Source organism: Nocardiopsis sp. NPDC006938 (assembly GCF_042869555.1).
In the GTDB taxonomy this organism is placed as follows: domain Bacteria; phylum Actinomycetota; class Actinomycetes; order Streptosporangiales; family Streptosporangiaceae; genus Nocardiopsis.
Genome location: NZ_JBIAGA010000010.1, coordinates 59,875 through 84,848, shown reverse-complemented (window position 1 = coordinate 84,848; position 24,974 = coordinate 59,875). Strand labels below are relative to the sequence as shown.

22 protein-coding genes are annotated in these 24,974 nt (G+C 72.3%); 8 read left to right on the top strand and 14 right to left on the bottom strand.

What is annotated here, in order from left to right; genetic code table 11:
* The first annotated feature begins 128 nt into the window (after positions 1 to 128).
* Positions 129 to 1,034: an ectoine hydroxylase gene (gene thpD / locus ACFYL4_RS16665; protein WP_387519089.1), complete on the top strand. Its 906-nt coding sequence runs from the start codon at positions 129 to 131 to the stop codon at positions 1,032 to 1,034.
* Positions 1,035 to 1,120: 86 nt separating this feature from the next.
* On the opposite strand, the gene ACFYL4_RS16660 is transcribed toward thpD, so the two are convergent.
* From ACFYL4_RS16660 to ACFYL4_RS16650, 3 genes are all read right to left on the bottom strand, one after another.
* A complete protein-coding gene (locus ACFYL4_RS16660) occupies positions 1,121 to 4,972 on the bottom strand; it encodes a TcpE family conjugal transfer membrane protein (RefSeq protein WP_387519088.1) in 3,852 nt (1,283 codons plus the stop codon).
* A gap of 19 nt (positions 4,973 to 4,991) precedes the next feature.
* Complete coding sequence (locus tag ACFYL4_RS16655) at positions 4,992 to 5,315, bottom strand: hypothetical protein (RefSeq protein ID WP_357758593.1); 324 nt, start codon at positions 5,313 to 5,315, stop codon at positions 4,992 to 4,994.
* A 78-nt stretch (positions 5,316 to 5,393) separates the two neighbouring features.
* Positions 5,394 to 6,359 carry a conjugal transfer protein gene (locus ACFYL4_RS16650; protein WP_387519087.1) on the bottom strand — a complete coding sequence of 322 codons (966 nt, stop codon included), beginning with the start codon at positions 6,357 to 6,359 and terminating at the stop codon, positions 5,394 to 5,396.
* Between the two features lie 432 nt (positions 6,360 to 6,791).
* On the opposite strand from ACFYL4_RS16650, the gene ACFYL4_RS16645 reads away from it, so the two are divergent.
* Entirely contained in the window at positions 6,792 to 7,481 is a 690-nt protein-coding gene (locus tag ACFYL4_RS16645; protein ID WP_387519086.1) for a lysoplasmalogenase family protein, read from the top strand.
* Between the two features lie 112 nt (positions 7,482 to 7,593).
* Here ACFYL4_RS16645 and ACFYL4_RS16640 read toward each other — a convergent pair whose 3' ends face one another.
* The 3 genes from ACFYL4_RS16640 to ychF all read right to left on the bottom strand — a co-directional run bounded on the left by ACFYL4_RS16640 (position 7,594) and on the right by ychF (position 10,463).
* On the bottom strand, positions 7,594 to 8,766 hold the full coding sequence (locus ACFYL4_RS16640) for an MFS transporter (RefSeq protein ID WP_387519085.1): 1,173 nt from the start codon (positions 8,764 to 8,766) through the stop codon (positions 7,594 to 7,596).
* Entirely contained in the window at positions 8,763 to 9,101 is a 339-nt protein-coding gene (locus ACFYL4_RS16635) for an ArsR/SmtB family transcription factor (protein WP_387519084.1), read from the bottom strand. Before ACFYL4_RS16635 ends, ACFYL4_RS16640 begins: the two co-directional genes overlap by 4 nt.
* Positions 9,102 to 9,377: 276 nt before the next feature.
* Entirely contained in the window at positions 9,378 to 10,463 is a 1,086-nt protein-coding gene (ychF, locus tag ACFYL4_RS16630) for a redox-regulated ATPase YchF (RefSeq protein WP_387519083.1), read from the bottom strand.
* 203 nt (positions 10,464 to 10,666) lie between these two features.
* Between ychF and ACFYL4_RS16625 the strand changes: the two genes are divergently transcribed.
* Positions 10,667 to 11,638, top strand: coding sequence for an FkbM family methyltransferase (locus ACFYL4_RS16625; protein WP_387519082.1), 972 nt, complete (start codon positions 10,667 to 10,669; stop codon positions 11,636 to 11,638).
* An 11-nt stretch (positions 11,639 to 11,649) separates the two neighbouring features.
* Here ACFYL4_RS16625 and ACFYL4_RS16620 read toward each other — a convergent pair whose 3' ends face one another.
* The gene (locus ACFYL4_RS16620) at positions 11,650 to 12,348 is read right to left on the bottom strand and encodes an alpha/beta fold hydrolase (protein WP_387519081.1); all 699 of its coding nucleotides are present in this window, start codon (positions 12,346 to 12,348) and stop codon (positions 11,650 to 11,652) included.
* Positions 12,349 to 12,586: 238 nt separating this feature from the next.
* Here ACFYL4_RS16620 and ACFYL4_RS16615 point away from each other — a divergent pair, with 238 nt between their 5' ends.
* Together ACFYL4_RS16615 and ACFYL4_RS16610 are read left to right on the top strand one after the other, a co-directional pair.
* A complete protein-coding gene (locus ACFYL4_RS16615; RefSeq protein WP_387519080.1) occupies positions 12,587 to 13,891 on the top strand; it encodes a DNA recombination protein RmuC in 1,305 nt (434 codons plus the stop codon).
* 192 nt (positions 13,892 to 14,083) lie between these two features.
* A complete protein-coding gene (locus ACFYL4_RS16610) occupies positions 14,084 to 14,647 on the top strand; it encodes a DUF6542 domain-containing protein (RefSeq protein ID WP_357758769.1) in 564 nt (187 codons plus the stop codon).
* Between the two features lie 41 nt (positions 14,648 to 14,688).
* Here ACFYL4_RS16610 and ACFYL4_RS16605 read toward each other — a convergent pair whose 3' ends face one another.
* The 3 genes from ACFYL4_RS16605 to ACFYL4_RS16595 all read right to left on the bottom strand — a co-directional run bounded on the left by ACFYL4_RS16605 (position 14,689) and on the right by ACFYL4_RS16595 (position 17,128).
* Entirely contained in the window at positions 14,689 to 14,931 is a 243-nt protein-coding gene (locus ACFYL4_RS16605) for an exodeoxyribonuclease VII small subunit (protein WP_357758572.1), read from the bottom strand.
* A 57-nt stretch (positions 14,932 to 14,988) separates the two neighbouring features.
* Entirely contained in the window at positions 14,989 to 16,266 is a 1,278-nt protein-coding gene (xseA, locus tag ACFYL4_RS16600; RefSeq protein ID WP_387519079.1) for an exodeoxyribonuclease VII large subunit, read from the bottom strand.
* 157 nt (positions 16,267 to 16,423) lie between these two features.
* Positions 16,424 to 17,128: a hypothetical protein gene (locus tag ACFYL4_RS16595; RefSeq protein ID WP_387519078.1), complete on the bottom strand. Its 705-nt coding sequence runs from the start codon at positions 17,126 to 17,128 to the stop codon at positions 16,424 to 16,426.
* Between the two features lie 294 nt (positions 17,129 to 17,422).
* Here ACFYL4_RS16595 and ACFYL4_RS16590 point away from each other — a divergent pair, with 294 nt between their 5' ends.
* Positions 17,423 to 18,394: a 4-hydroxy-3-methylbut-2-enyl diphosphate reductase gene (locus ACFYL4_RS16590; protein ID WP_357758563.1), complete on the top strand. Its 972-nt coding sequence runs from the start codon at positions 17,423 to 17,425 to the stop codon at positions 18,392 to 18,394.
* Between the two features lie 102 nt (positions 18,395 to 18,496).
* Here ACFYL4_RS16590 and ACFYL4_RS16585 read toward each other — a convergent pair whose 3' ends face one another.
* Both ACFYL4_RS16585 and ACFYL4_RS16580 read right to left on the bottom strand, forming a co-directional pair.
* Complete coding sequence (locus ACFYL4_RS16585; protein WP_357758560.1) at positions 18,497 to 19,087, bottom strand: DUF4245 domain-containing protein; 591 nt, start codon at positions 19,085 to 19,087, stop codon at positions 18,497 to 18,499.
* A gap of 125 nt (positions 19,088 to 19,212) precedes the next feature.
* A complete protein-coding gene (locus ACFYL4_RS16580) occupies positions 19,213 to 19,824 on the bottom strand; it encodes a TetR/AcrR family transcriptional regulator (protein ID WP_357758766.1) in 612 nt (203 codons plus the stop codon).
* Between the two features lie 296 nt (positions 19,825 to 20,120).
* On the opposite strand from ACFYL4_RS16580, the gene glpX reads away from it, so the two are divergent.
* Together glpX and ACFYL4_RS16570 are read left to right on the top strand one after the other, a co-directional pair.
* Complete coding sequence (gene glpX / locus ACFYL4_RS16575) at positions 20,121 to 21,146, top strand: class II fructose-bisphosphatase (protein WP_387519077.1); 1,026 nt, start codon at positions 20,121 to 20,123, stop codon at positions 21,144 to 21,146.
* Between the two features lie 154 nt (positions 21,147 to 21,300).
* The gene (locus ACFYL4_RS16570; RefSeq protein WP_387519076.1) at positions 21,301 to 23,079 is read left to right on the top strand and encodes a hypothetical protein; all 1,779 of its coding nucleotides are present in this window, start codon (positions 21,301 to 21,303) and stop codon (positions 23,077 to 23,079) included.
* A gap of 83 nt (positions 23,080 to 23,162) precedes the next feature.
* On the opposite strand, the gene ACFYL4_RS16565 is transcribed toward ACFYL4_RS16570, so the two are convergent.
* Complete coding sequence (locus ACFYL4_RS16565) at positions 23,163 to 23,984, bottom strand: ABC transporter permease (protein WP_357758552.1); 822 nt, start codon at positions 23,982 to 23,984, stop codon at positions 23,163 to 23,165.
* On the bottom strand, positions 23,981 to 24,907 hold the full coding sequence (locus ACFYL4_RS16560; RefSeq protein ID WP_387519197.1) for an ABC transporter ATP-binding protein: 927 nt from the start codon (positions 24,905 to 24,907) through the stop codon (positions 23,981 to 23,983). Before ACFYL4_RS16560 ends, ACFYL4_RS16565 begins: the two co-directional genes overlap by 4 nt.
* Positions 24,908 to 24,974 lie beyond the last annotated feature (67 nt).

Here is a 24,974-nt window from a genome sequence, read left to right as displayed (position 1 = left end):
CCCGAACAGCCAACGCCCAAACACCCGGGGAATGACATGATCACGATCGTGAAATGCTGGTTTGTTAGATTCACATGTCGTACGAGGGACCCCGAGCCGAGAGGAGCACCCCCGCCGAGGGGAGCGCCATGACTCTGCAAATGGAACTTCCGACAGCGGACGACTACCCCACCCGCAAGGCGCCCGAACCCGCGCTGCTCTACCGCCGTGACCCCGTCGTCTGGCCCGGTGCCGCCGACGGCCCCTTCACCGACGACGAACTCGACGGCTACAACGCCCGCGGGTACACGCGGGTCGCATCGCTCGTCACCCCGGTGGAGGTCGAGTCCTACCGCGCCGAGCTGAAACGGCTCAGCTCCGACCCCGCGCTGAGGGCCGACGAACGCGTCGTCGTCGAGCCCGACTCCGACCAGGTGCGCTCGGTCTTCGAGGTGCACAGACTGAGTCGGATCTTCCACGACCTCGTGTACGACCGGCGCCTCGTCGACCGGGCCCGCCAGATCCTCGGCTCGGACGTGTACGTGCACCAGAGCCGCGTCAACTACAAACCGGGGTTCGGCGGCGGGTCCTTCTACTGGCACTCGGACTTCGAGACCTGGCACGCCGAGGACGGCATGCCCCGCATGCGCGCGGTCAGCTTCTCCGTCGCCCTCACCGACAACTACACGCACAACGGCGCGCTGATGATCATGCCCGGGTCGCATCGCACCTTCGTCTCCTGCCTGGGACGGACCCCGGACGACCACCACCGCTCCTCCCTGAAGAGCCAGCACGTGGGCACGCCGGACCAGGCCTCGCTCAACCTGTTGGCGGACCGGCACGGCATCGACGTGCTCACCGGGTCCGCGGGCGACGTGACGGTGTTCGACTCCAACTGCATGCACGGCTCGGGCGGCAACATCACGCCCTACCCGCGCTCCAACGTGTTCGTCGTGTTCAACAGTGTGGACAACGCGTGCGCGAAGCCGTTCAGCGCGAACCGGGCCCGCCCCGAGTTCCTCGCCGCGCGGGAGACGGCCCCCGTCCGGCTCTGACGGCGGCCGGAGCGGACGCCGGAGCCCGACCGGAAGCACCGTGGCCCGCACCCGATCCCGGGCGCGGGCCACGTGCGCGGACCGGCTCAGGCTCCGGCGGGTGCGAGGGAGTTGACCAGGACCCCGCCCAGGGCGCCGTGGGCCCGCTTGGTGGCCGGACGCAGCGCCCCGACGTCGATCTTCGTGTACGAAGAGCCCAGGTGGTCGTCCCAGGGGATGCGCACGATCGCGCGGCAGCGGCCGCGCGCCACCCGCTCGGCGGCGTCCACGTCCTGGAGGCTGCGCTTGCTGACCCCGTTGACCACCAGGGTCGAGTGGGCCCGCAGGTTCGCGTACCCGTTGCCGTCCAACCACTCGAAGGTCATCGACACCGCGCGCTCGGCGTCCGCGCTGGCCGGGGCCACCAGGACCAGCCCGTCCGCGACCGGGAGGGCCCGGGCCACGCCGGTGGCGGCCGGGTCCAGCAGGGTCACGCCGTAGAACCCGCCGAGCAGCCCGGTGAGCTGACCGTAGTCGCGGTCGTCCAGGGTCTGCACGTAGGGGTCGTCGAGGGTCTGTACGACCTCCAGGCCGGTCCCGGCTCGTCCCGCGTAGGCGCGCATGCGCTCGTACTCGTCCACGGCGTCGGCGTTGGCCAGCAGCGCGGTGAGCGTCTCCGGCGCCTGCGCACCGACCCTGCGGGACAGCCCGTTGGGGCCCGGGTTGACGTCGACCGCCACCACCCGGTCGTCGCGGTGCGCGGCGAGGGTGTGGCCGATCATCAGCGCGGTGACCGTCTGGCCCGCACCGCCGGTGCATCCGAGGACGACCAGGGAGCGGGGTTCGGGCAGCGGGGTGCGCAGTCGCTCGATGTCGCTGGCGGGCAGGTCGGAGCGGACCGGTGCGGCACCGCCCGTGACGACCTTGGCCAGGCGGCGCCAGCCGCGGGTGCCTCCCGAGTGACCCGCGGTCCCGGTGTCGGGTTCCTCGGCCTCTGGGACCGGTTCGGGAGCGGGTCGCTGTGAGGGCACCCCGTTGGGGGTGTCTCCCAGGCGTGCCTGTTCGCCGGTGCCGTGGTCCAGCTCGAGGTCGGGACGGGCCGCGTCGCCGGGCTCGGGGCGCGCGGGCGGCTCCGGTTCCTCCCCCGGTACGGGCTGGCCGAAGAGCTGGCCGATCCGGCGGGCGTTCTGCGCGACCCGGTGGAAGACCCCATCGTGGGGGTCGTGGTCGGTGTCGGTGGAGGTGCCCTCCGGCTCCGGAACCGGGGAGGCGTTCCCCTGGGGTTCCGTGTCGGTGGCGGTCCTGCGGGGTTCTGCGTCGGTGGCGATGCCCTCCGGCTCTGGTCCGATCGCTTCGGGGCCGGTCCGGGAGCGGCGGGCGCGCAGGGCGGCCGCCTCCGCCTCGGCCAGTGCGGTTTCGGTGGGCCGCGCGGCGGCCTCCTCAGGCGCGGGCCGGTCGGCGGGCGGAACGGAGTCGCGTGCCGTGGAGTGGAGCTCCGTCGCACCGGGGTCCTCGCGCACCTCCACGAAGCTCACGAGTTCGCCGGTGCCGTGGTCCAGCTGGTTCGGCGGTTTGACGGGGTCGGGACGTCCGACCTCGGGGGCCGCCGCCTGTTCCGGCTCCGGAAGGGCCTCGGCCCCGGGTCCCGGCCGTTCCCGGGTGTCCGAGGCGCCGTCCTCCCGGTCCCGCACGGGCTCCGGCGCCACCTGGTCGGCGGATGGAGCGGCCCCGGTCCCGGAGGTGGCGGTCGGACCGTCGGCCACGGCGGTCCGGCCGACGGCCGCCTCGCCCGGCAGGGCCGTAGCGGCACCGTCGTCTCCGGTGGCGGAGGCCTCCCCCGGAGTCTCCTCGACGCGCTCGGCGCGGTCCTCGGCCGAACCGGTGTCCCTCGGTCCTTCGGCGGACTCGGCCTCCCGGCGGCGGGCCTCGGCGGCGGCGCGGCGCTCCTCCCGGAGCTCGCTGACCACGATCACCGGGTTGTCGCGGTCCCCCACCTTGGGCTGGTCGGGGTGGCGGCGCTTGCCGTCGTCGAACCAGTCGGCCGGGTCGCGTCGGTCGCCGTCGCGCTCCCTGTCGGGCACCGCGTCCGCGAACTTGGGCCGGGGCGGGGCCGGGGTGTCGGCCTTGATGAGGTGCCGGTCGAGCACGGACATGTGCTCGTTCCACGCCGTGCCGTGCTCGGTGGCCATGGCCTCGTGCTCGCCGGTGCCGTGGTCCAGCTGCAACGGCGGCTTGGTCGTGTCCTCGGAGTCCGGACGTCCGAGGTCGTGGGTGGCGTGGGAGACCTGGGGCCCGGCCTCGGTGCGACCGATCGGCCCCGGCTCCGGCTCCGATTCCGTGTCCGGCTCCGATTCCGTGTCCGGCTCCGATTCCGTGTCCGGCTCCGGCTCCGGCTCCGGCTCCGGCTCCGGCTCCGGTGAGACCCTCGGGCCCCTGCCGACCTCCGCGTCCCCGGCGTCCTCCTGTCGCCTTCCGGTTACCGGACCCTTCTCGTCGGCCGGGGCCGTGGCGGCCGGAGGCAGCCACGGGGCGGCCGACACGTCGCCGACCGCCGAGGGGCGGCCCGTGGCGGCGGCGTAGCGGGCCGCGTAGTCGGACAGATCCGGGTAGTCGGTGCCGCTCTCCCGCTCGGGTTCCAGGGCCCACGGGGTCGCGTGCGGGCGGCCCTGACGACGGGGCTGGGGCCGTTCCTCGCCGGTATCGGGCAGCGCGGCGCCCCGGGCCCGCCCGGTGCGCGCGGCGGGCGTCTCCCGGGCGCGTTCCCGGACCGGTTCCCCGTCCGTCCCGGCCGTGTGCTCGCGGCGGTCGGCGAGGTCCCTGGCCACCCGGATGCCCTGCGTACGGCCCCGCAGCCGCCGGGCGGCCGGGGACTCCTGGTCCTCGTGCGCGCCCATGATCTCCTCGGCACGGCGCCTGGACCGGTCGGGCTCGCGCCGGCCGGCCGCGTCGGCCAGCTCGGCGCTGGACATCGCGCCGGTCTCGCTTTCGGCGTAGGCGCTCTTGGAGGTGAGGCCGAGGGGGGTCTCGCCGGAGGAGGCGCGCAGTCGGGCGAACCACTCGTCGCGGTCGCGCTGCTCGTCCTCCTCGGTGACGTGGAGTGGCTCGTCGAAACCGTCCCCCCCGGGTGCGGCCGGTGCCCGCTCCACGGAGTGCGGTTCGTGTTCCCGCACCTGGTGGGACAGTCCGAAACCGAAGTAGTTGAGGACACGGCGGCCGACCCCACGGCGGGCGCCCTCAGGTGCGTCGTCCGCCAGCGCCCGGTGGTCCGCCACGTCGTGGTGGTCCGGTGTGTGGTGGTCCTCGGCCACGACGTCGTCCGCCGTGATCGGAGCGGCGGAGGCGCCCACGGTGACGGCGACCCGTCGCGCGGGGGCGGGCTCCACGGGGTCGTCGGGCACGGTCTCGACCTCGGGCTGGCGCACGGGCACGCCTCGCAGCGGCGGGGCGGCCTCGGGAGCGGCACGGCGGCCGCTCCGGGCGGTGACCTCCTCCTCTTCGACCGCGGTCGCCTCCTGCGCCTCGACGGCCTCCTCGGCCCGGGCCCGGCGGGTTCCGCGGGGCAGCGGCAGCGGCCCGGCCTCGGGGTCCCGGTGCCACACGCGAACCGTGACCCTGATCTCGGCGGGCTCGTACTCGGGTGCGAGCCGGGTGAACACGCGGGCCTCGGTGAGGAACCGGGCCTGCGAGATGAGCAGCTCGGTGAGGCGCTTGCCCTCGATCACCGGCCGGGTCGCCAGCACGGTGATCACTCCCGGCGGGACGACCCAGAGCACCAGGTGCCAGCCGTTGCCGAAGGCGAACGGGGCGTTGAGGATGCTGAGCAGCACCACCCACAGCGCGAACACGCCCAGGGCGACCCCGAAGGTCCCCACCGGGAGCGGCATGGGCAGCCGGAAATCGTAGAGCTTGTACAGCCGCTTCTCGATACGCCAGATGTTGGTGTACGTGGGCAGATCCACGTTTTCCGGCCTCCCTCGCCTATTCCGTCGATACGCCCATCGCTCGGGCGAGCGCCACCGCGATGACCTCGATGATGCCGGGCACGTAGAACACGATGCCGATGAAGATCGCCAGGATGATGAACTGCATGAAGCGGGTGATCTCCCTGGTGAACAGGAAGAAGATCGCCACGATGGACACGATGACGAGGAACAGCGGCCCGAAGAAGCCACGCAGGAAGTCCGCGAGGCCGCCGGTGTCGGGGGCGTTCTGTGCGGGGGTGGCCTCGACCGCGAGGGAGATCGGGTCCACGGCGCCGAGGGCCGTCATGGTGTCGGCCGTGGCGGACAACAGGGGGAGCATGTCAGGCGCCTTCCTCCGCTGTCGTTACTGGTGTGCGCATGTTCGTCTCGTCTCCTTGCCTACTGGCCCCGTCGTCCGTCAGTCGCCGAACGAGTGCGGGGCGCCCTGGATGTCACGCACGTACCACTCGTTTCCGGTGTTCACGACCGTGACCAGGTAGTTCTGCACCAGCTGTCCGGCTTCGCCCGCACCGTCTCCGGCGTCGGTGGAAGGGAGGTTCCAGACCACGGTGGTCGCCACCTGTCGTACGTCATCATCCCCGGTCGAGGACTTGGATGGCACCGGCATGAAGGACAGTTCGCCGAATTCCACGCTGTTCGCCGGAAGTGGGGTGATGGTGGCACCCGGTTCCACGAATCGGTCGAGGAGCTCGGCGTCGTCCGAGTAGGCCTTGAAGAAGTTGGGGAGCTCCTTCTCCAGCTGTTCGGCGGCCCGGGGGTCGGTGTCGTAGGAGGGGACCGCGGGCAGCTCCGCCTGGCGCGGGGCGCCCAGGAGCGCCGGCAGCCCGGAGAGCACCAGCGAGGCGCCGTCGCTGTAGACCGGCACCTCCAGTCTCATGGCCTCGTCGTTGACGTCCGCGCGGACCGCGACGACGGCGTTGTGTTCGTCGCGCACGTCCACGGAGGTGACCGTCAGGTTCTCTCCGGAGAGGCTGTCGGCGGGGAGGTTGAGGTCGCCGACCCGGCCCTCGGGGACGAAGGCCGCCAGCGTGTCGAGCCGCGCCTCGGGGTCGGAGGTGTCGAGGTAGGTCTCGGCGAACCGGAGCGCGAAGGCGGCGGCGGGGGCCTCGGGGAAGTCGACGCTCTCGTTCACCTCGGGTTCGGCGCCGGTACCGGGCAGGGAGAAACCGTTGCGGATGGGGAACCAGATGCCGTTGAAGACGACGACGATGATGAACGCCCACAGGAGAACGCGGCCGACGCCGACCCACCAGCGCCCGCCCGCTCCGGCCCGAGGCTTCCGGGGGCGCGGTGCGTCGGGTTCCCGCTCGGCGTCGTCCTCCGGGTCACGCACCGCGGTGTCGCGCCGCGCCGTCTTGGCCATCCCCGCCTCCTGGTCCCGCACACAGTGACGCGTCGGCCGTTGCGCCGACGCCTGGTCTCCCGCACGTCGTCGCCGACGCCTTCCGCCATGCCCTTGTCTACCCCATCCCTATAGTGAGGCATTGTGCGGGTTGGGAGCGGCCAGGACGGGTCCGCGTTTCCCGTCCGGACCACATTGCCCTGGGTGAGAGAACCCCGCAAAAGGTGCAGAGCGCTGCAATTCACCATCGAACCCTCAGCATGGATGCGCACGTCAGAGCATTTCTGGCCAGTCCGTAAAGGGATTGGTCACCGGTTGGTGAGCAAGATGTGTCCTGAGTGGCCAGGAAACCGTTGACCGGATGTAACCAGCGCCACTCGGACCCCGCCCGCCCCGCCTCCGGCGACCGAGGCCCCCGGGGCGGCCCGCGCCCCCGGTGTCTAGGATGGCGCGATGATCCCACACGCTCCCCTCGCGCGGGTCGCGCTGCTGTTCTTCGGCCTGCTCTCCCTGGCGCACCTGGTCATCCAGGTCCTGGGCCCCCAGGCGTGGTCCCGCCCCACCCAGGTCCTGCTGATGCCCGCGCTGGCACTGGTGCTGGTCACGGCGGCCCGGCGACCGCGCGGCCGCCTGCTCGGGCTGGCCCTGCTCGCGCTGGGCTTCTCCTGGCTCGGCGACTCCGCGCCGGGCCTGGCGACGGGAGACACCGCGTTCCTGCTGATGGTGGGCTTCTTCCTGGTGGCCCAGGTGGTGTTCGTCGTCGCGTTCTGGCCCCACCGGGCGGAGAGCGTCCTGCGGCGGCGGCGCCTCCTCCTCGTCCCCTACGTGGCCTATGTGGCCGCCCTGGTCTGGATCTGCGCGCCCCACACCGGCGGCCTGTTGGTTCCCGTGCTGCTCTACGGGCTGTTGCTGGGCCTGATGGCGGTCCTGGCCACCGGCATGGGCCCGTGGGTCGCGGCGGGCGGGGCGCTCTTCCTGGTCTCGGACTCGTTGATCGCCCTGAACGCCTTCGCGCCCGGCCTGGAGCTGCCGCAGCGCGACCTCCTGGTGATGAGCACCTACATCGCGGCCCAGACCCTGATCGTCCTGGGCCTGCTCCGCCGCCAGCGGGACGCGCCGGACCGGGAGCCCGCGCGGAGCTGAGCGGCCCACGCTGCGCGGTCTCCCCCCGTCCCCATCGAGCGCATGCCCTCTCCGCGTCCTGGGGAGCCCCGGCACGTGGTTCCCCACCGCGTATCGGAGGCCTCCGGAACCGTCAGACGCGGGCCCGGGGCTCCGGAGCCCGGCCGTGCCCACGCAGGGCCACGAGACTGATCCACCCCGCCAGTAGGACGCCCGCCCCCGCCGGCGCCAGGGCCCAACCCGCGAGGTCGCCCGCCCGGGTTCCGGCCGCGAGCAAACCGCTGCCGAGCGCCGCGCCCACGGCCGACCCGAGGTACATGGCGGCCATCTGGAAGGCGATGACCGGCATCGCCCGTTCGGGCCGGTCATGGGTGAGTGCCTGTTGCAGCGTCGGCACGCTGGCCCACCCCGCGGCGCCCCACACGGCGGCGGCGACCAGCCACACGATCGGCCCGGTGAGGACCCACACCGCTGCGAAAGCGGTGGCGAGGAGGGCGGGCAGCACCAGCAGCAGGACCCCCGGCCCGTACCGGTCGAGCGGGCGGCCGACCAGTGCGGAGCCGGTGACGCCGCCGATCCCCCACGCCCACACCAGGGCGAACCCCCACTCCCCCAGTCCCCGGGTCTCGGCCATCGGCAGCAGGTAGGTGTACAGGCCAAGGCTGGCGATCCCCAGCAGGAAGGCCGTGAGCACCCCAACGGCGGTCCGGGCCGAGCGCAGCACCCCGAACACGGGAGCACCGCGGGTCGCGGCCAGGGAGGGCAGGGTCCGCGACCGGGCCGCGAGGGCGACCATGCTGAGGACACCGATGGCCACCACGAGTCCCATGGTCCAGCGCCAGCCGAGGGTCTGGCCGATCAGCATGCCCACCGGCACCCCGGCCACCGTTCCGGCGGACAGCCCGAAGGTGACCATGGCCATGGCCCGGCCGCGTTCGTTCCCGTCGACCATCGCCGCCGCCGTCGCGGTGGCGACGGCGGTGAGGACGCCCGCCCCAGCCCCGGCGACGACCCGGGAGACGAGGAAGACTCCGATGCCGGGGGCGAGTGCGGTGACGAGGTTGCCGAGGTTGAAGACGCCGAGCGCCACCAGGAGCGCCGCCGCCGTGCCGCCCCGGGTGAGCCGTCCGGACAGGAGCGGCCCGGCCAGCGCGTAGGCGGCGGTGAACGCGGTCACTCCGAGCCCGATCATCGCCACCGTGGTCGTCAGGGAGTCCGCGATGGAGGGGAGCACCCCGGCGAGGACGTAGGCGTCGATCCCGAGGGCCGTGGCGGCCGCGATGAGGGGCCACAGCCTGCGGATCACGCCTCCTCCCCGTCGGCGGTGTGGGCGGCGTAGCCGTCGAGGACGGTACGGACGAGTCCGGGGAAGCGGGCCTCCAGGTCGTCCTCCCGGAGCCGGATCATGCACTTGCGCCCCTCGGCGCGGACGAAGACGACACCGGACTCCCGCAGCAGGCTGGTGTGGTGGGTGAGCGTCGACCGGGGCAGACCGGGTCCGAGTTCGATGCTGTCGACCTCTCCGCGTTCGGCGAGCACGCGCACCATGTTGAGCCGGAGCGGCTCGCTGAGCGCGAACAGCACCTTCGGCATGGCGATGCGCTCGGTGTCCGGGTGTTCGTAGGTCCTGGCCGGAGCCATCACCCCTCCAATCGTTCGACAAATCTCGCACGATAATATTTCGACAATTCTCGAACGGTCAAGTCGGAGCCCTTCCGGTGACGCGACCACGACGCCTGCCGGACGCGACGGAGCCCCTCACCGCGAGGGTCCGCGACGCGCGTGTCGCCCCCCGCAAGCCCTCCCCACGGAGGCCGACGCGGTGGCCGAGAGGGGCCTCTGCCACCCCGGAGACCCCGCCCGGAGACGACGGAGGGCGGGCCGGGAAACCCCGGCCCGCCCTCGCGCGCGTGCGGATCAGACGTTGAAGCGGAACTCCACCACGTCGCCGTCGGCCATCACGTAGTCCTTGCCCTCCATGCGGACCTTGCCCGCGGCCCGGGCGGACTGCATGTCGCCGGCCGCGACCAGGTCGTCGAAGGACACGACCTCGGCCTTGATGAAGCCGCGCTGGAAGTCCGTGTGGATGACCCCGGCGGCCTCGGGGGCGGTGTCGCCCCGCTTGATCGTCCAGGCGCGGGCCTCCTTGGGCCCGGCGGTCAGGTACGTCTGGAGGCCGAGGGTGGCGAAACCGACCCGGGCCAACTGGGCCAGGCCGGACTCGGTCTGGCCGAGGGACTCCAGCAGCTCCTCGGCCTCGTCGTCCTCCAGCTCGGCCAGCTCCGCCTCGATCTTGGCGTCGAGGAAGATGGCCTCGGCCGGGGCGACCAGGTCCTGGAGCTTGCCGCGCAGGGCCTGGTCGGCGAGCTCGTCGCTGTCGAGGTTGAAGACGTAGATGAACGGCTTCACGGTGAGCAGGCTCAGCTCGCGCAGCCGGTCCAGGTCGACGTCCTTGGCCTGGGAGAGCGAGACGCCGCCGTCGAGGACCTCCTGGGCCGCCCGGGCGGCCTTGAGCAGCTCCTGGCAGTCCTTGTCCTTGGCGTTGCGCTTGGCGTCCTTCTCCAGGCGCGGGATCGCCTTCTCCAGGGTCTGGAGGTCGGCGAGGATCAGCTCGGTGTTGATGGTCTCGATGTCGCGCGACGGCTCGACGTCGCCGTCGACGTGGGTGACGTCGGCGTCCTCGAAGGCCCGGATGACCTGGCAGATCGCGTCGCTCTCGCGGATGTTGGCGAGGAACTTGTTACCGAGGCCCTCACCGGTGGAGGCTCCGCGCACGATGCCCGCGATGTCGACGAAGTCCACCGTGGCGGGCAGGATCTTCGCCGAGCCGAAGATCTCGGCCAGCTTCGCGAGCCGGGCATCGGGCACGCCCACGACTCCGACATTGGGCTCGATGGTGGCGAACGGGTAGTTCGCCGCCAGAGCGTCGTTCTTGGTCAGGGCGTTGAAGAGGGTGGACTTGCCAACGTTGGGCAGGCCGACGATCCCGATAGACAGACTCACAAGGTCAGAGTCTATGCGGAGCGGCGGGTGGGCCGTCCCGCACCGCGAAGGCCAATCACCGAAACGGAGTGCGCTGACACGGACACGGAGAGTAGGTTCGAGGTGCGGCCGGGCACCACGAGCAGGGATCGAGCCGACAGGACACCGGCGAGCACCCCCCGGCAGCAGTCACCGAGGCTCCGTTTCTCTTGGGGGAAGTCACCGTGGTCCAGGACCAGCTGCGCGCACTCGTACACCGGTACCCGCTCGTGCGCTTCGCCACGCGGCAGCTCCGCGTGCACCTGCCCAGAAGCCTGGGCGGCCTGGACCCGGCCCGGGTTCCGCCGCGCAACCGGCGGTTCACCCTGGCCCTGCCCCGGCCCGAGGACGACCGGCGCCCGGTCGGGCCGGACACGATCACCCTCCAGCTGTCCGGGGACCTCACGGTCCCCCGCCGCCTGGCCGCCTCCGGGCTGGCCCGGCACGAACCCGACAGCCTGGCCAGCTTCATGGCCATCCTCGACCACACCCGTCCCGGCGCGGTCCTCGACGTCGGCGCGGGGGTGGGCGTGTACTCGATGCTCGCGGCCGCGCGCTCGCGCCGCCCGGTCTTCGCGTTCGAGCCCACCCCCGAACTGGCCGCCGCCGCGCGGTCCGTGTCCTCCTCCGGCGACCTCGGATTCGGCGTGGTCGACCTGGCCCTGAGCAACCACAACGGCAGCGGGCACCTTCGCCGCGCCCTGCACAACGACATGTGCAACCGGCTGGTGCCCACGGCGCGCCTGGGACTGTCGCACATCACCGTGCGCACGTCGACGCTGTCCCGCTGGAACGAGTCGGCGGCGACCTTCCCCACCGTGGTGAAGATCGACACGTCCGGGACCGAACCGGACGTGGTCGCCGGGGGGCTGGAGGTGCTGCGCCGCTTCCGGCCCTGGGTGATGGCCAAGGTGCGCCCGGACCGAGGGGTGGAGGAGCGGCTGATGGCGCTCCTGGACCCGCTGGAGTACCTGTGGTTCCCGATCAGCGGCGACCCGCCCTACGAGGCACGGGAGGAGATCTGCGGGCGGTCCTCCCCCGCGTGGGAGCGGATGTGGATGTTCGCCCCGGAGGAGCCCCCGAGCGGGTTCTGGGACTCGGTCTCGGTGTGGCGCGCGGCCCTGCGCGCGTGCCGAGGAGCCCCCTCCGAGCCCTGACGCCGCGTCCGTCAGACCCAGCCGTCGAGGGCGGCCAGCAGGCCGGGGAGGTCGTCGCGGTGGAGGTCGTGCCCGGCGCCCTCGACGGTGCGGACGGTGAACCCGCGTTCGGCCAGGATGCGGGCGCCTTCGGCGCCGATCGGCGAACCCACCCCCGCGACCACCGCGAGGGAGGGCACCTCGGCGGTCTTGGGGAAGTTGTCCACACCGGCGACGTGGTCGATCACCCATGTGTGGAAGTCGGGGTCGGTGGCGGCGAAGCCCTCCAGCGCGATGCGCACGTCCTGGTCGCTCCACCGGGGGTGGAGTTCGCGCACCCGCTCGGCGGTGGCCGTGGCCAGCACCGTCCGCAGCCGGTGCCCGGCCCCCTCGGGCTGGGGCGGGACGCGAAACGCCGGGTCGAGGTAGACGGCCCGGGCCGGGCGCAGGTGGTCCAGTGCCAGGGACAGCGCGAGACAGCCCAGGGAGTGGCCCAGGACCAGGTCGGCCCCGGCAGGGAGGGTGTCGACGAGGTCCTGGCGCAGGGCCTCGACGGTGTACGCGCCGCGCGGGCTGGCTCCGTGTCCCCGCAGGTCGGCTCCGAGCACCCGGTAGCCGCGACGCAGGAGTTCCTCCTCGACGGCGTGCCAGGTCCGGTGGAGGGAGGTGCCGCCGTGCACGAGGAGGGCGAGCCGTTCCCCGGTCCCGCTGGTGTGGGTGGCCAGGCGCATGGGGTGACCTTTCTCGGAGCGCCGCGTGGCGCGCGGATTCCACGAGTGTCGCGACCCCGCCGTCACGGGGGTTCCAGAAAGCGTCGGCGCTGGCTTCGGCCGCGGGCAACCCCCGCCGGTGGCCGGTTCCGGTCAGGGACCGGCTCGGACTCCCCGGCGCTCCACCGCCCCCGCGACTCCGGGCGGCGTCCTGCGCGTTGGCGGGCGCGCGGCCCCCTCGGGTTGAGAGCATGGCGCCATGGACGCCCTCGCTCTCGTACTCGTTCTCGTCATCGGCCTGGCCCTCGGTGCCGCCGTGGGCTGGCTGCTCGCGCGCGGCCGCGACGCGGAGTCCCGGGCGGACGCCCGTGCGGCGGAGGAGCGCGCGGCGTATGTGGAGGAACAGCTCGCGGACCGGTTCCGCGCGTTGTCCGCGCAGGCGTTGGACCAGACCAACCAGCGTTTCCTCGAACTCGCCGAGGGGAGGCTGCGGGCGGTGAGCGCGCAGGCCGGGGGCGACCTGGACGAGCGCCGCCGGGCGGTGGAGCGGATGGTGGAACCGTTGACGGCGACCCTGAACCGGGTGGAGGCGCAGCTGCGGGAGGTCGACGCCGGGCGGGCCGCCGCGCACGCGGAACTCGCCAAGCAGGTCGAGTCGGTGCGCGAGGGGTCGGACCGGTTGCGGGACCAGACCCGGTCCCTGGTGACGGCGCTGCGCAGGCCCGAGGCACGCGGCCGGTGGGGGGAGCTCCAGCTGCGGCGGGTGGCCGAGCTGGCCGGGATGTCCGCGTACTGCGACTTCGAGGAACAGGCGGTGGCCGGGGCCCAGCGGCCGGACATGGTGGTGCGGCTGGCGGGTGGCAAGAACATCGTGGTGGATTCCAAGGTTCCGCTGGCCGCCTACCTGGACGCGGTGGAGGCGGGCGAGGGGCGGGAGTCCGGGGAGAGGCTGCGCGCGCACGCCCGGCACGTGCGCACGCACGTGGACCAGCTGGCGGCGAAGTCCTACTGGACGGCGTTCACACCGGCCCCGGAGTTCGTGGTGCTGTTCATCCCGGGAGAGGCCTTCCTGGCTCCGGCCCTGGAGCACGATCCCGGGCTGTTGGAGTACGCCATGGGGCGGCGGGTGCACATCGCGACGCCGACCACGCTGATCTCCCTCCTGCGGACCGCGCAGTACGCCTGGCAGCAGGAGGCGCTGAGCGAGAACGCGCGCGAGGTGTTCGACCTGGGCAAGCAGCTGTACGCCCGGCTGTCGACGCTGGGCGGGCACGTGGAGGGGCTGGGGCGGGCGCTGAACCGCACGGTGGGTGCCTACAACCAGACGGTGGGGTCGTTGGAGAGCAGGGTGCTGGTGACCGCTCGGCGGTTCGGCGAGCTGGGCCTGGTCGACGGTGACCTGGAGCGGCTCGCCGGGGTGGAGGGGCGGCCGCGTACGGTGGCGGCACCGGAGCTCGCCGAGGCGACCGCCGGTAGCGCCGAATTCGGCGGTATTCGGCAAGGTGGAAACGGCAACAGCGGTTCGACCCAAACCAACCCAGGAGGCGTCATGCACGGAGAGTGACGAACCGGTCATGCCTCTGGAACCGCCCAGAACCAGGCGGGGAGATCTCGGCGTCCAAGGGGTGGAAGCCGCGATCACCCCGGAACGGGCAACTGGCCGAAATGACGACACGATCCCAGGAAAGACCCCCGAATCTTCACGAGAAGTGACACACTAAACACCGTGAGTAACAAACTGGGGAGGCGCACGACCATGCCCCCGCGCAAGTCGGACGGTCCGGAGCCCGGACAAGCCCCGTACTTCGTGCGGTCCAACGGTCGCGGCCGGGAGGCGAAGGGCGAGGCCAGGGCCCCGCGCAGCCACCCGGGCCCGAACAGGACGGCACACAGTCACCCGAAGGCCACCGCCGCCTGGCGCCCGCCACGGCTCACCGGCCGGGGCGGGGTGCTGCTCATCGTCGTGTTCAGCTTCGCCGGGACGATGATCGCCCACCTGACCTCGACCCCCGCCGCACCAGGGCTCGCCTTCACCCTCGCCTGCCTGGTCACGGCGGCCCTGGTCCGCCCCGGCGACCTGCTCTCGCTGTCGGTGAGCCCGCCCATCGCCTACTTCGTCGCCGTCGTCGCGGCCGAGAGCGTGCTGGCCCTGGGCAACGAGGGGTTCGCCCGGGTCCTCATCCTCGGCCTGGCCTCCCGGCTGGCCGAGGTCGCCCCGTGGCTGTTCCTCGGCACCGCGCTGGTGCTCGTGGTCGCGGTCTTCCGCGGCCTGCCCGGCAACCTGCGCGACCTCGGCGACGAACTCAACGGCCGCAGGTAGACCCCGCGCCCCGAACCCGGGCCCCCGGACTCCGGCCGGTCTCAGAAGGGGGCGTCGTCGTCCCCCGGCTCGTCGGCGCGCCGCTCGTCCACGGCGGCGGCCAGCTTGGCGCGGGCGCCCTCCAGCCAGTGCTCGCACACGCGCGCCAGCCTCTCGCCGCGCTCCCACAGTTCCAGGGACTCCTGGAGGGTGAGGCCGCCCGACTCCAGTCTGCGGACGACGTTGTTCAGCTCCTCCCGGCTCTCCTCGTAGCTCAGTTCCGGGGCCTCGCCCTGATCGGTCATGCCTGCTCCCCCTCGGTGGTGGCTGGTGTGTCGTCTGCGGCGGGCGCCGCCCTCCTCTTACGGCCGCGCGCTCCCGCCGCGGCCGGTGCGCTCCTCCCCGCGGCCGCCTCCCGAGGCCTCCCCCTCGGTGTCCAGGGCGTCGACGGTGGCGCGCAGGCCGTCCTCGGCGAACCTCACCCTGAGGGTCTCCCCCACCGCCGGTTCGGCCGCGGAGCGGACCACGGAGCCGTCCTCGCGCTGCACGATCGCGTAGCCGCGCGCCAGCGTGGTAGCCGGGGAGAGCGCGTGCAGCCGGGCCTCGGTGTGGACCAGGGTGTCGGCGGCCCGGTCGAGCGACGCAGTCAGGCTCCGGCGGGCGCGGTCGCGCAGCTCCAGCACCTGTTCGGTGAGGCGTTCGGTCTCCCGGACCGGGTCGGCCAGGACCGGGCGGGAGCGCACGCTCGCCAGCCAGGCCAGCTCGCGGTCGACACCGCCCCGGATCACCCTGCGGGCCCGGTCGCGGAGCTGGCGGATGATCTCCAGCTGCTCCCCCACGTCCGGCACGGTGCGCTTGGCGGCGTCGGTGGGGGTGGAGGCGCGCACGTCCGCCACGTGGTCGAGCAGGGGCGCGTCCTGCTCGTGGCCGATCGCGCTGACCACGGGGGTGGCCGCGGCGGCCACCGCGCGGACCATCGCCTCGTCGGAGAAGGGCAGCAGGTCCTCCATGGAGCCGCCGCCCCGGGCGATGACGATGACGTCTACCTCGGGGCGGGTGTCCAGGTCGTGCAGGGCCTCGATCACCTCACGGGTGGCGCGGTCGCCCTGGACCGCCACCTGGCGCACCTCGAAGCGCACGGCGGGCCAGCGGCGGCGGCTGTTCTCCAGCACGTCGCGCTCGGCGGCCGAGTCGCGGCCGCAGATCAGGCCCACGGTGGTGGGCAGGAAGGGCAGCGGTCGCTTGCGGGCCGGGTCGAACACGCCCTCGGCGGTCAGGGTCCGGCGCAGTTGTTCGAGCCGGGCCAGGAGCTCGCCGATCCCGACGTGCCGGATCTCCCGTGCGCGCAGCGAGAAGGTGCCCTTGAGCTGGTAGAAGTCGGGTTTGGCGTGGATGACCACCCGGTCGCCCGGACCCGGGGAGGGTTCCTGGCGGCGCAGCACGGAGGTCTCGCAGAGCACCCGGATGGAGGCGTTGGCGACCGGGTCGCGCAGCGTCATGTAGACCATGCGGCCGCGCGCGTTGAGTTCGGCGATCTGCCCTTCGACCCAGATGGCTCCCAGCCGGTCGATCCAGCCGCCGACCGCCTGGAGTACGGTCCTGACCGGCTGCGGTGACTCCGCCGAACTCTCCATGCCCATGGTCACCGAGCCTAGGCCAGGGCGCGGACAGTTCGGTGAAGGAGGGGCCGCGCGGCCCCGGAGACGGCACGGCCCGGGGCGGGGGGCCGTGGGAGCGTCTCCGGGGCGGGCACGGGGGCGGCGGTCCCGTGGGGGTCGGCCGGGGGCACGCGCGGGCTCAGGCCTCGGACTCCAGCTTGGCGATCCGGTTGTCGTACATCTTGATGAACTCGGGGCGGCCCTGGTGGGCGACCTCGTAGGCGCGCAGGTCGCGGACCTGCTCGATGGTGAGCTTGCGCAGACGGGCCCGGATGGACGGCAGGGTGAGCTCGTCGTAGGTGGGCACGGCGAGGTCCTCGGCGGCGGGGGCGGCCTCCTTGCGGACCCGCTCCAGGACGTCGTCGCTGGCGACCGTGGTGTGGGCCTCGGCGACCTCGATCTCCTCCGCCAGGGCGGTGCCGTCCTCGGGGACGTCGGCGGTGGCGGGGACGGAGGGTTCGTCCCGGGGCTCCTCGACGAGCGGAGCGCCCTCGGCCGCGGTCTCCTTCGGGGCCTCGGCGGGCTGGTCGCCCTCGGGCGCCTCCGGGGTCCCGGCGGGCTCGTCCTCGGCCTTGTGGGCGGCGTCGGCCGTCTCGGTCGTCTCGGCGGTGTTGGTCGTCTCGGCGGTGTCGGCCGTGTCCGCGCTGTCAGCGGAGGGCTTCACCTCGGACACGGTCTCGGCGGTGACCTCGGCGGGCGCCTCGGCCCGCTCCGTCTGCTCCGCGCCCTCGGTGGCGGGGGTCTCGTCCTTGGGGTCCTGCACGGTCGTGACGACCGGGTCCTTGCGCCCGAAGATGCCCCTGACGAGGGTGGTCAGCTTCGTGACGATGGTCGGGTTCGACATAGGACGGGGGCTCCTGATGCTCTCGGCGTTGGGCCGGCGGCGCGCGTCCAGCGAACAAGGCAAGGCCGAGTTGAGGGCGAACCGCCTCATAACAGATGCGATGGTGAACCAGGATAGAGGAGGGAGTAACAGCTTGAGCGGGCGGGAAGTGAACGATTTCGCCACTTCGGCGCCTGAAGGGGCGGGTTCGACCCCCCGACGTCACCTGCCTGCGGCGCCTCCCCCGACCACCCGTACCGGTGCCCTTCGCCACACCCGGACCCACGGCCCCGGATCACACCTAGGATGTGTCCCATGAGTGCGACGACGACTGCCACGAACCAACGCCGCGTGCTTCTCGCCAACCCCCGGGGGTACTGCGCCGGAGTCGACCGGGCGGTCATCACGGTCGAGAAGGCACTGGAACAGTATGGCGCCCCGATCTACGTGCGCAAACAGATCGTGCACAACACGCACGTCGTGCGCACCCTCGAGGAGCGCGGCGCGATCTTCGTCGAGGAGACCGAGGAGGTGCCCGAGGGCGCCATCGTGGTCTTCTCCGCCCATGGCGTCTCCCCGGCCGTCCACGAGCAGGCCCACCGCCGCCAGCTCAAGACGATCGACGCGACCTGCCCCCTCGTCACCAAGGTGCACAAGGAGGCCCAGCGCTTCGCCGCCGAGGACCGCGACATCATCCTCATCGGCCACATCGGCCACGAGGAGGTCGAGGGCACCAGTGGTGAGGCCCCGGACCACATCCAGATCGTGGAGAGCCCCGACGAGGTGCACAAGGTCGAGGTCCGCGACCCGGACAACGTGTCCTGGCTGTCCCAGACCACCCTCTCGGTGGACGAGACCAACCAGACCGTCGACGCGCTCCGCGAGCGGTTCCCGAACCTGCTCGACCCGCCCAGCGACGACATCTGCTACGCCACCTCCAACCGCCAGGACGCCGTCAAGGCGATGGCGCCCGAGTGCGAGCTCGTCATCGTGGTGGGCTCGGACAACTCCTCGAACTCCGTGCGTCTGGTCGAGGTGGCCCTGGACGCCGGGGCGAACGCCTCGTACCTGATCGACAACGCCACCCTCATGGACGACGCCTGGCTCGAGGGCGTCACCACCGTGGGCGTGACCAGCGGCGCCTCGGTGCCCGACATCCTGGTCCGTGAGCTGCTCGACAAGCTGGCCGGGCACGGTTTCGGCTCGGTGAGCCCCGTGACGACCGCTGACGAGACCCTGACCTTCTCGCTCCCCAAGGAGCTGCGCCGGGACCTGCGCGCCGAGTAGTCGCGCCGTCCCCGACGACGCGGGCCCCGCCGAACCCGAGCTGGTTCGGCGGGGCCCTTCGTGTCGGGGCCGTCACGCGCCCCAAGAGGGCGGTCGCACGCCCTAGGAGTCCGTGTCCCCGGTGTCCGTCCCGGCCTCGTCATCGACCGCGTCGGTGTCCTCTGGCTCCGGGACCGGGAAGGTCTCCAGGTGCTCGGCGAGCTCGGCGAACTCGTCGACCCCGGCGCTGCCCGCGATGACCACGGTCCGGCCCTCCTCGCGCAGCACGAGCGCGCCCCAGTCGTCGGACTCCAGGTGCTCCCACTCCCGGTCTCCCGCCATGACGGTGCCCACGGGTTCGGCGTCCCGGACACCGTCGCGCACCACGGTGTCCGGGTCGGCGTCGCTCTGGGTGAGCCTCGCGTGGCTGTCCTTGGGGGTGGCGAACCCCACGGTCCACTCGACCGGACCGGTCAGGTCCAGGGAGGAACTGGTGGGTGTCCAGCCCTCGGGCAGGGTCTCGTCGGGGGCGGTCACCGGATACTCGGCGCTGCTCCTGAGCACCTCGATGTCCGGGCGGAACTGTACTTCGGGGATGTGTTCGCCCGATCGCGTGGAGACCACGAACGCCATCACCAGGATGATCGCGAGGACCACCCCGAGGGAGATGGCGTAGTTCTTGAAGGTGGCGTTGGCCCGGCTGTATGAACTCATGACAGAACCAGCTTGCCGCAGGTCCCGGGCCGCTTCGACCTGGGGTGCGCTTAGACGGTGTGCGCGGGTGCCCGACCCGGCCCGGAGCCCCCGGGGCCCGGGCCCCGGGGGCTCCCCCGCACCGCTCAGTCCCGCTGGCGGTGGCGGGGTTCGAGTTCGGTGAGCAGACCGGTGATCGCGTCGGCGAGCCGGTGCGCGTCGGTGTCGTCACGGCGCACGACCTCGGCGACGGCGAGCAGCATGGAACCGCTCACCACGATCAGCAGCGCCTCGTCCACGGGCTCGTCCGCCTTGCGGAACAGGGCCACGTTGCGGTCGGTCCACTGGGTGAGCCGGGACCGCAGCTGGTGGTCGAACCCGGGCGGGCCGTCGCCGCTGAAGAACAGCCGGGCGGTGTCGCGCTCCTCGATACAGCCGAGCAGGTAGGCGTGCGCGGCGATGTTCATCAGCCGTGTGGGATCGCTCTCACCTTCGGAGCGCGCGTCGCGGACCGCCTGGTGGGTGCGCTCCTGCTGGCGCTGCTGGAACTCCTCGTACAGGGCGACGTACAGGTCGGCCTTGCCGGTGAAGTGGTGGTAGAGGCTGCCGACGCTGGCGCCGGCGACCGAGACGACCTCGCTCACCCCGGCCTTCGCGAAACCCACCGTGCGGAACACCTGGGCCGCCGCCTGTAGCAGGGCACTGCGGGTGGCCGCGCCGCGCGGGGAGACCCGCGCGGGCTTGTCCGTCTTGTCCACTGTCACGCCCTCACTCCTGTCCGGTCCCCGCGTCCTGGGAGACCACGGGGGCTCCCCGCCGCCTCGGGGCGGCGGGCTCGACGCGACCGGCGCGCCTGACGACCGCCCTCCCGGCAGCCGGGACCGCCACACCGTGGCCGATCCGGTACAGGTGCACGATGTTACGGGCCGCGTCGCGCCCCGTGATACCCGACCACCCGCACCCGCAACGCGCGGCCGGGATAAACGGAGGTCACGTCGGGTGACTACCCTAAGAGGGAACCCCACCCTGTTTCCCGACGGAAGGTGTCACGTCCATGTCGCAGTCCAGTAGCCCGTCCGCGCAGCACTCGGCGCCCGACCGTAACCTCGCGCTGGAGCTGGTCCGCGTCACCGAGACCGCCGCGCTGGCGGCGGCCCGTTGGGTCGGCAAAGGCGACAAGCTCGGCGCCGACGGCGCCGCGGTGCGGGGTATGCGCCACATGATCAGCACCGTGTCGATGAACGGCACCGTGGTGATCGGCGAGGGCGAGAAGGACAACGCGCCCATGCTCTACAACGGTGAGCGTGTCGGCGACGGCGGCGGCACCGACTGGGACGTCGCGGTCGACCCGATCGACGGCACCACCCTGACCGCCATGGGCATGCCCAACGCCATCGCGGTGATCGCGATGAGCCCGCGCAACACCATGTTCGACCCCTCGGCCGTGTTCTACATGGAGAAGCTGGCGACCGGCCCGGAGGCGGCGGACGTGGTGGACATCGCCGCCTCTCCCGCCGAGAACATCCGGGCCGTGGCCCGCGCGAAGGGCAAGTCGCCCCAGGACGTGACCGTCGTCATCCTGGACCGTCCGCGCCACAAGCAGCTGGTGCAGGACGTGCGCGACGCGGGCGCCCGGATCAAGTTCATCAGCGACGGCGACGTCGCCGGGGCGATCATGGCGGCGCGCCGGGGTACCGGTGTCGACCTGATGCTGGGGATCGGCGGCACGCCCGAGGGCATCATCACCGCGTGCGCCATGAAGTGTCTGGGCGGCGTCATCCAGGGCCGCCTGTGGCCCAAGGACGACCAGGAGCGCCAGAAGGCGCTCGAGGCCGGGCACGACCTGGACCGCGTGCTGTACACCGACGACCTCGTCTCCTCGGACGACGTTTTCTTCGCCGCGACGGGGATCACCGACGGCGAGCTGGTGGGCGGGGTCCGGTACGAGTCGACCGGTGTGACCACCGACTCGCTGGTGATGCGCGGCCGCAGCGGCACCGTCCGCCAGGTCCGCAGCGAGCACCGGTTGAGCAAGCTGTCCGCGTACAGCGGCGTGGACCTCACCTCCGCCCCGGAGTAGACCCCGCGCGCCGGCGGCGCACCGTCCTCACGGGCGGTGCGCCGCCGGCGTTCTCTTGTGGTTGCCGGTGAACAACTCCGTGTTCGTCCGCATCAGACACGTCGTTGGCCCCGCGCCCGCACCAGTCCCCTTGAACACCCTCGTCGGAGGTCCGATGTCCTACCCAGATCCCTCGCAGCAGCCCCAGTGGCAGCCGCCACAGCAGCCGGGCCAGGGATACCCCCACCAGCAGGGCCCCGGCCAACCGCACTTCGCCCCGCACCAGCAGCCCGGGGGCCAGGGGTACCCCCCGCAGGGCCCGGGCCAGCAGTTCCCGGGTGCCGGAGGGCCTCCCGCGCAGGGTCCGGGCGCACCGATGGGCCACGGCGGCCCCGGCGCCCCCATGGGACCGGGCGGCCCGGGCGCTCCGATGGGCCCCGGTGCTCCCATGGGTCCCGGTGCCCCGATGGGTCCGGGTGGTCCCGGCCAGCCTCCCTCGCGCGGCGGCCGCAAGTGGCTGATCCCCGCCGCGGCCGGTGTGGCCGTGGTGGTCATGGGCGGCACCCTCTGGGCGGCCGCCTCGCTGATCGGCGGCGGGCCCCAGCCCGAGTCGGTCCTGCCCGGCAACTCCGTGGCCTTCGGCAAGGTCGACCTGGATGTCAACGGCTCCCAGATCATGGACCTGATCAGCTTCTCCCTGAAGCTCCCCGACGAGATCACCGAGGAGACCGGCGAGGTGGACGAGGACACCTCGGGTGTCTTCGCCGAGGCGTTCTCCCAGGAGTTCGACGCCAAGAGGTCCGAGGTGCAGGAGTGGATCGGGAAGAAGGCCGGTATCGCCTTCTGGCCCGCGTCCGACGAGGACACCGCGTTGGAGGGCGACATGGCCCTCGCGCTCGCGATCGCGATCACCGACGCCGCCGGCGCCGAGGAGACCCTGGGCGAGCTCGAACGGGACGGCAGGCTCGACTACGAGATCGTCGACGACTTCGCCGTCATCGCGGTGAACGCCGAGGGAATCAGCGAGTACAACAACCAGATGTCGTCCCACGGCGACCTGGAGTCGAACGACACCTACACCGGTGACCTCGGCAACGTGCCCAGCGGCAGCATCGGCCTGGCCTGGATGGACCTGGGCAGGTTCAGCGAGCTGAGCAACATGGAACAGGGTGTGGCCGCCGAGTTCGGTACGGGCGTCGACGCCTCCGTCGAGGGGCGGATGACCGCCTCCGTTCGAGTGGACGGCGACTACCTCGAAGCCCGGATGGACGTCTTCGGCTTCGAGGTGGAGGACGAGGGTCTGACCTGGCTGGCGGACGCGCCGGGCGCGAGCGTGGAGGCGATGGGCGGCCTGCCCTCCGGCACCGGCATGGCCTTCGCCGGAAGCGGTATGGACCAGGCCCTGAGCACCGCTTGGGAGAACGACGACCTCCCCTTCCTCAACGACAGTGACCGCAGCGAGATGGAGTCCTTCTTCGACTCGGTCGGCGCGTCGCTTCCGGGCGGCTTCACCTCCCTGCTGGGCAGCTCCACCGCCCTGGGCATCGGCGACTTCCAGGAGATCGGTTTCGGTTCGGAGCCGTCCTTCTCGTACCGCGCGGTCGAGGGCGACCAGGGGGCGATCGAGGGTTTCCTGGAAGAGGCCATGGGCGGCCCCTACTCCGTCGGCCCGATGCCCGAGGTGACCTCGGACGGCGACACCGTGGTGGCCACCTACGGCGACGTCGGCTCCGGCCAGCTGGCCGAGGACCCGGTCTTCCAGCAGACCATGCAGGACCTGGACGACGCCGTGCTGGCCGGGTACTTCGACCTGCGTGAGGTCATGACCCAGGAGGAGGTGCAATCGCCCGGTCAGTGGGGCGCCGTCGGCGTCGGGGTGAGCGTGGCCGACGAGGGTCAGCGGGCCGTGGTCGAGCTGCGCTGGGCGCCGAGCGGGAACACGTCCCGGGACTGACCTCAGGGAAACGGACCCGTGAGCGGCCCGACGGCGCGGGAGGGGCGACCCTCCCGCGCCGTCGTCGTTCCCGGAGTCCGCTGTCAGTCGACGACCCTGCGGCCCATCTGGAAGGCCGCCAGGTTCCACATCAGCACCACGAAGGCCAGCAGCACGCCGACGTGGGTGAGGGCTCCGAGGGCGTCCAGCCCGCCGAAGACGGCCCCCCGGATGAGCTCGACGGCGTGGTAGAGGGGGTTGATCATGGCGGCCTTCTGAATCCAGTCGGGGAGCTGGGTGAGCGGGAAGAAGGTGCCCGCCATGAGGAACAGCGGTGTGAACAGGCCGCTGAACACGTAGTCCATGGAGCGCACCGAGGTGATCACCGCCGAGATCCAGATACCGAAGAGCGCGAACGCGAACCCGGCGAGGAAGGCGACGAACGGCACCAGCAGCATGCCCGGCCCCGGCTTCAGGCCGAACGCGATCGCCACCAGCAGCGGCACGCACCCGTAGACGCCCGATCTCATGGCCAGCCAGAGGGCCTCTCCGGTGACCAGTTCGCGCACGTCCACGGGGGCTGCGAGGATGCCCTCGTAGGTGTGCAGGAAGCGGCGCTTGATGAAGGTGTTGATGACGGCGGGCATCATCGACTGGAACATGACCGACACGGCGACGATCCCGGTGCCGAGGAAGTCGATGTAGCTGTACCCGGCCAGGGTGCCGATGAGGGCGCCCATGCCGAACCCGAAGCAGAGCAGGTAGACGGTGGGCTCGACCACTGCGGCGAAGGTGGTGGCCCGCCAGGACTGCCCGTAGAGAATCCACTCGCGGGCGACCACGCCCCGGACGGCGTCGGCCTCGAACCGCCCGGGCCGGGCGTGCCGCTCGGGGCGGGCGTCCTCGTGGCGCTGTGACGGTCTCATTCGACGGCCTCCCCGGTCAGGGTCACGAACACGTCCTCCAGGTTGCTCTCCCTGCGGACCGGGGTGCCGAGGCGGTCCCGGAGCGACTCCGGCAGCTCCTCGGCGCGCAGGACCGACAGCGTGGTCCCGGTGCGGCGGGTGGTGAGGCCGTGCCCGTGCACCAGGCCCTCCAGTGCGGCCATCCCGTCGTCGCCGGGGGTGTACTCCTCGACGCTCGCACCCGCGTACTTGGCCACGAGGTCCGCCGGGACCCCGCGTTCGACGATCCGGCCCCCGGCCATCAGCGCGACCTCGTCCGAGAGGCGCTCCGCCTCCTCGATGTAGTGGGTGGACATCAGCACGGTGGCGCCCTCGTCGCGCAGGGCGGTGATCACGCCCCACAGTTCCTGGCGCACCTGGGGGTCCAGCCCCACGGTGGGCTCGTCCATGAGGACCAGCTCGGGGCGGTGCAGGAGCGCGCGGACGATGAGCAGGCGGCGGCGCATGCCACCGGAGAGGTCGTCCACGGGGGTGTCGCCGCGGTCGCCGAGCTGGGCCAGGCGCAGGGTACGGGCGATGGCCTGCTTACGGCGGGCCCGGGGGACCCGGTAGAGGAACGAGAACATGCGGAGGTTCTGCTCGACCGTGAGCTCCTCGTCGAGGTTGTCGTGCTGGGGGACGACTCCCATGCGGGCCCGGGCCCACTTGGACTCGGCGGGGACCTCGTGGCCGAGGATGCGGATGGTGCCCTCGTCGGCGATGGCCTGTGCGGTGAGCATCTTCATGGTGGTGGACTTACCGGCGCCGTTGGGCCCCAAAAGGCCGAGGACGATCCCCTGGGGCACCTCCAGGTCGAGTCCGTCGACGGCCGTGATCGGGCCGAAGCGCTTGACGACGCCGCGCAGGTGCAGGGCCGGCACGGCGGTGGTCCCGTGGGAGGTCATGGCGGAACTCCCCGGGACGGCCCGGCCGGGCTCTGGTGTGGTCATGGGGACACGGTAGGCAGCGGAC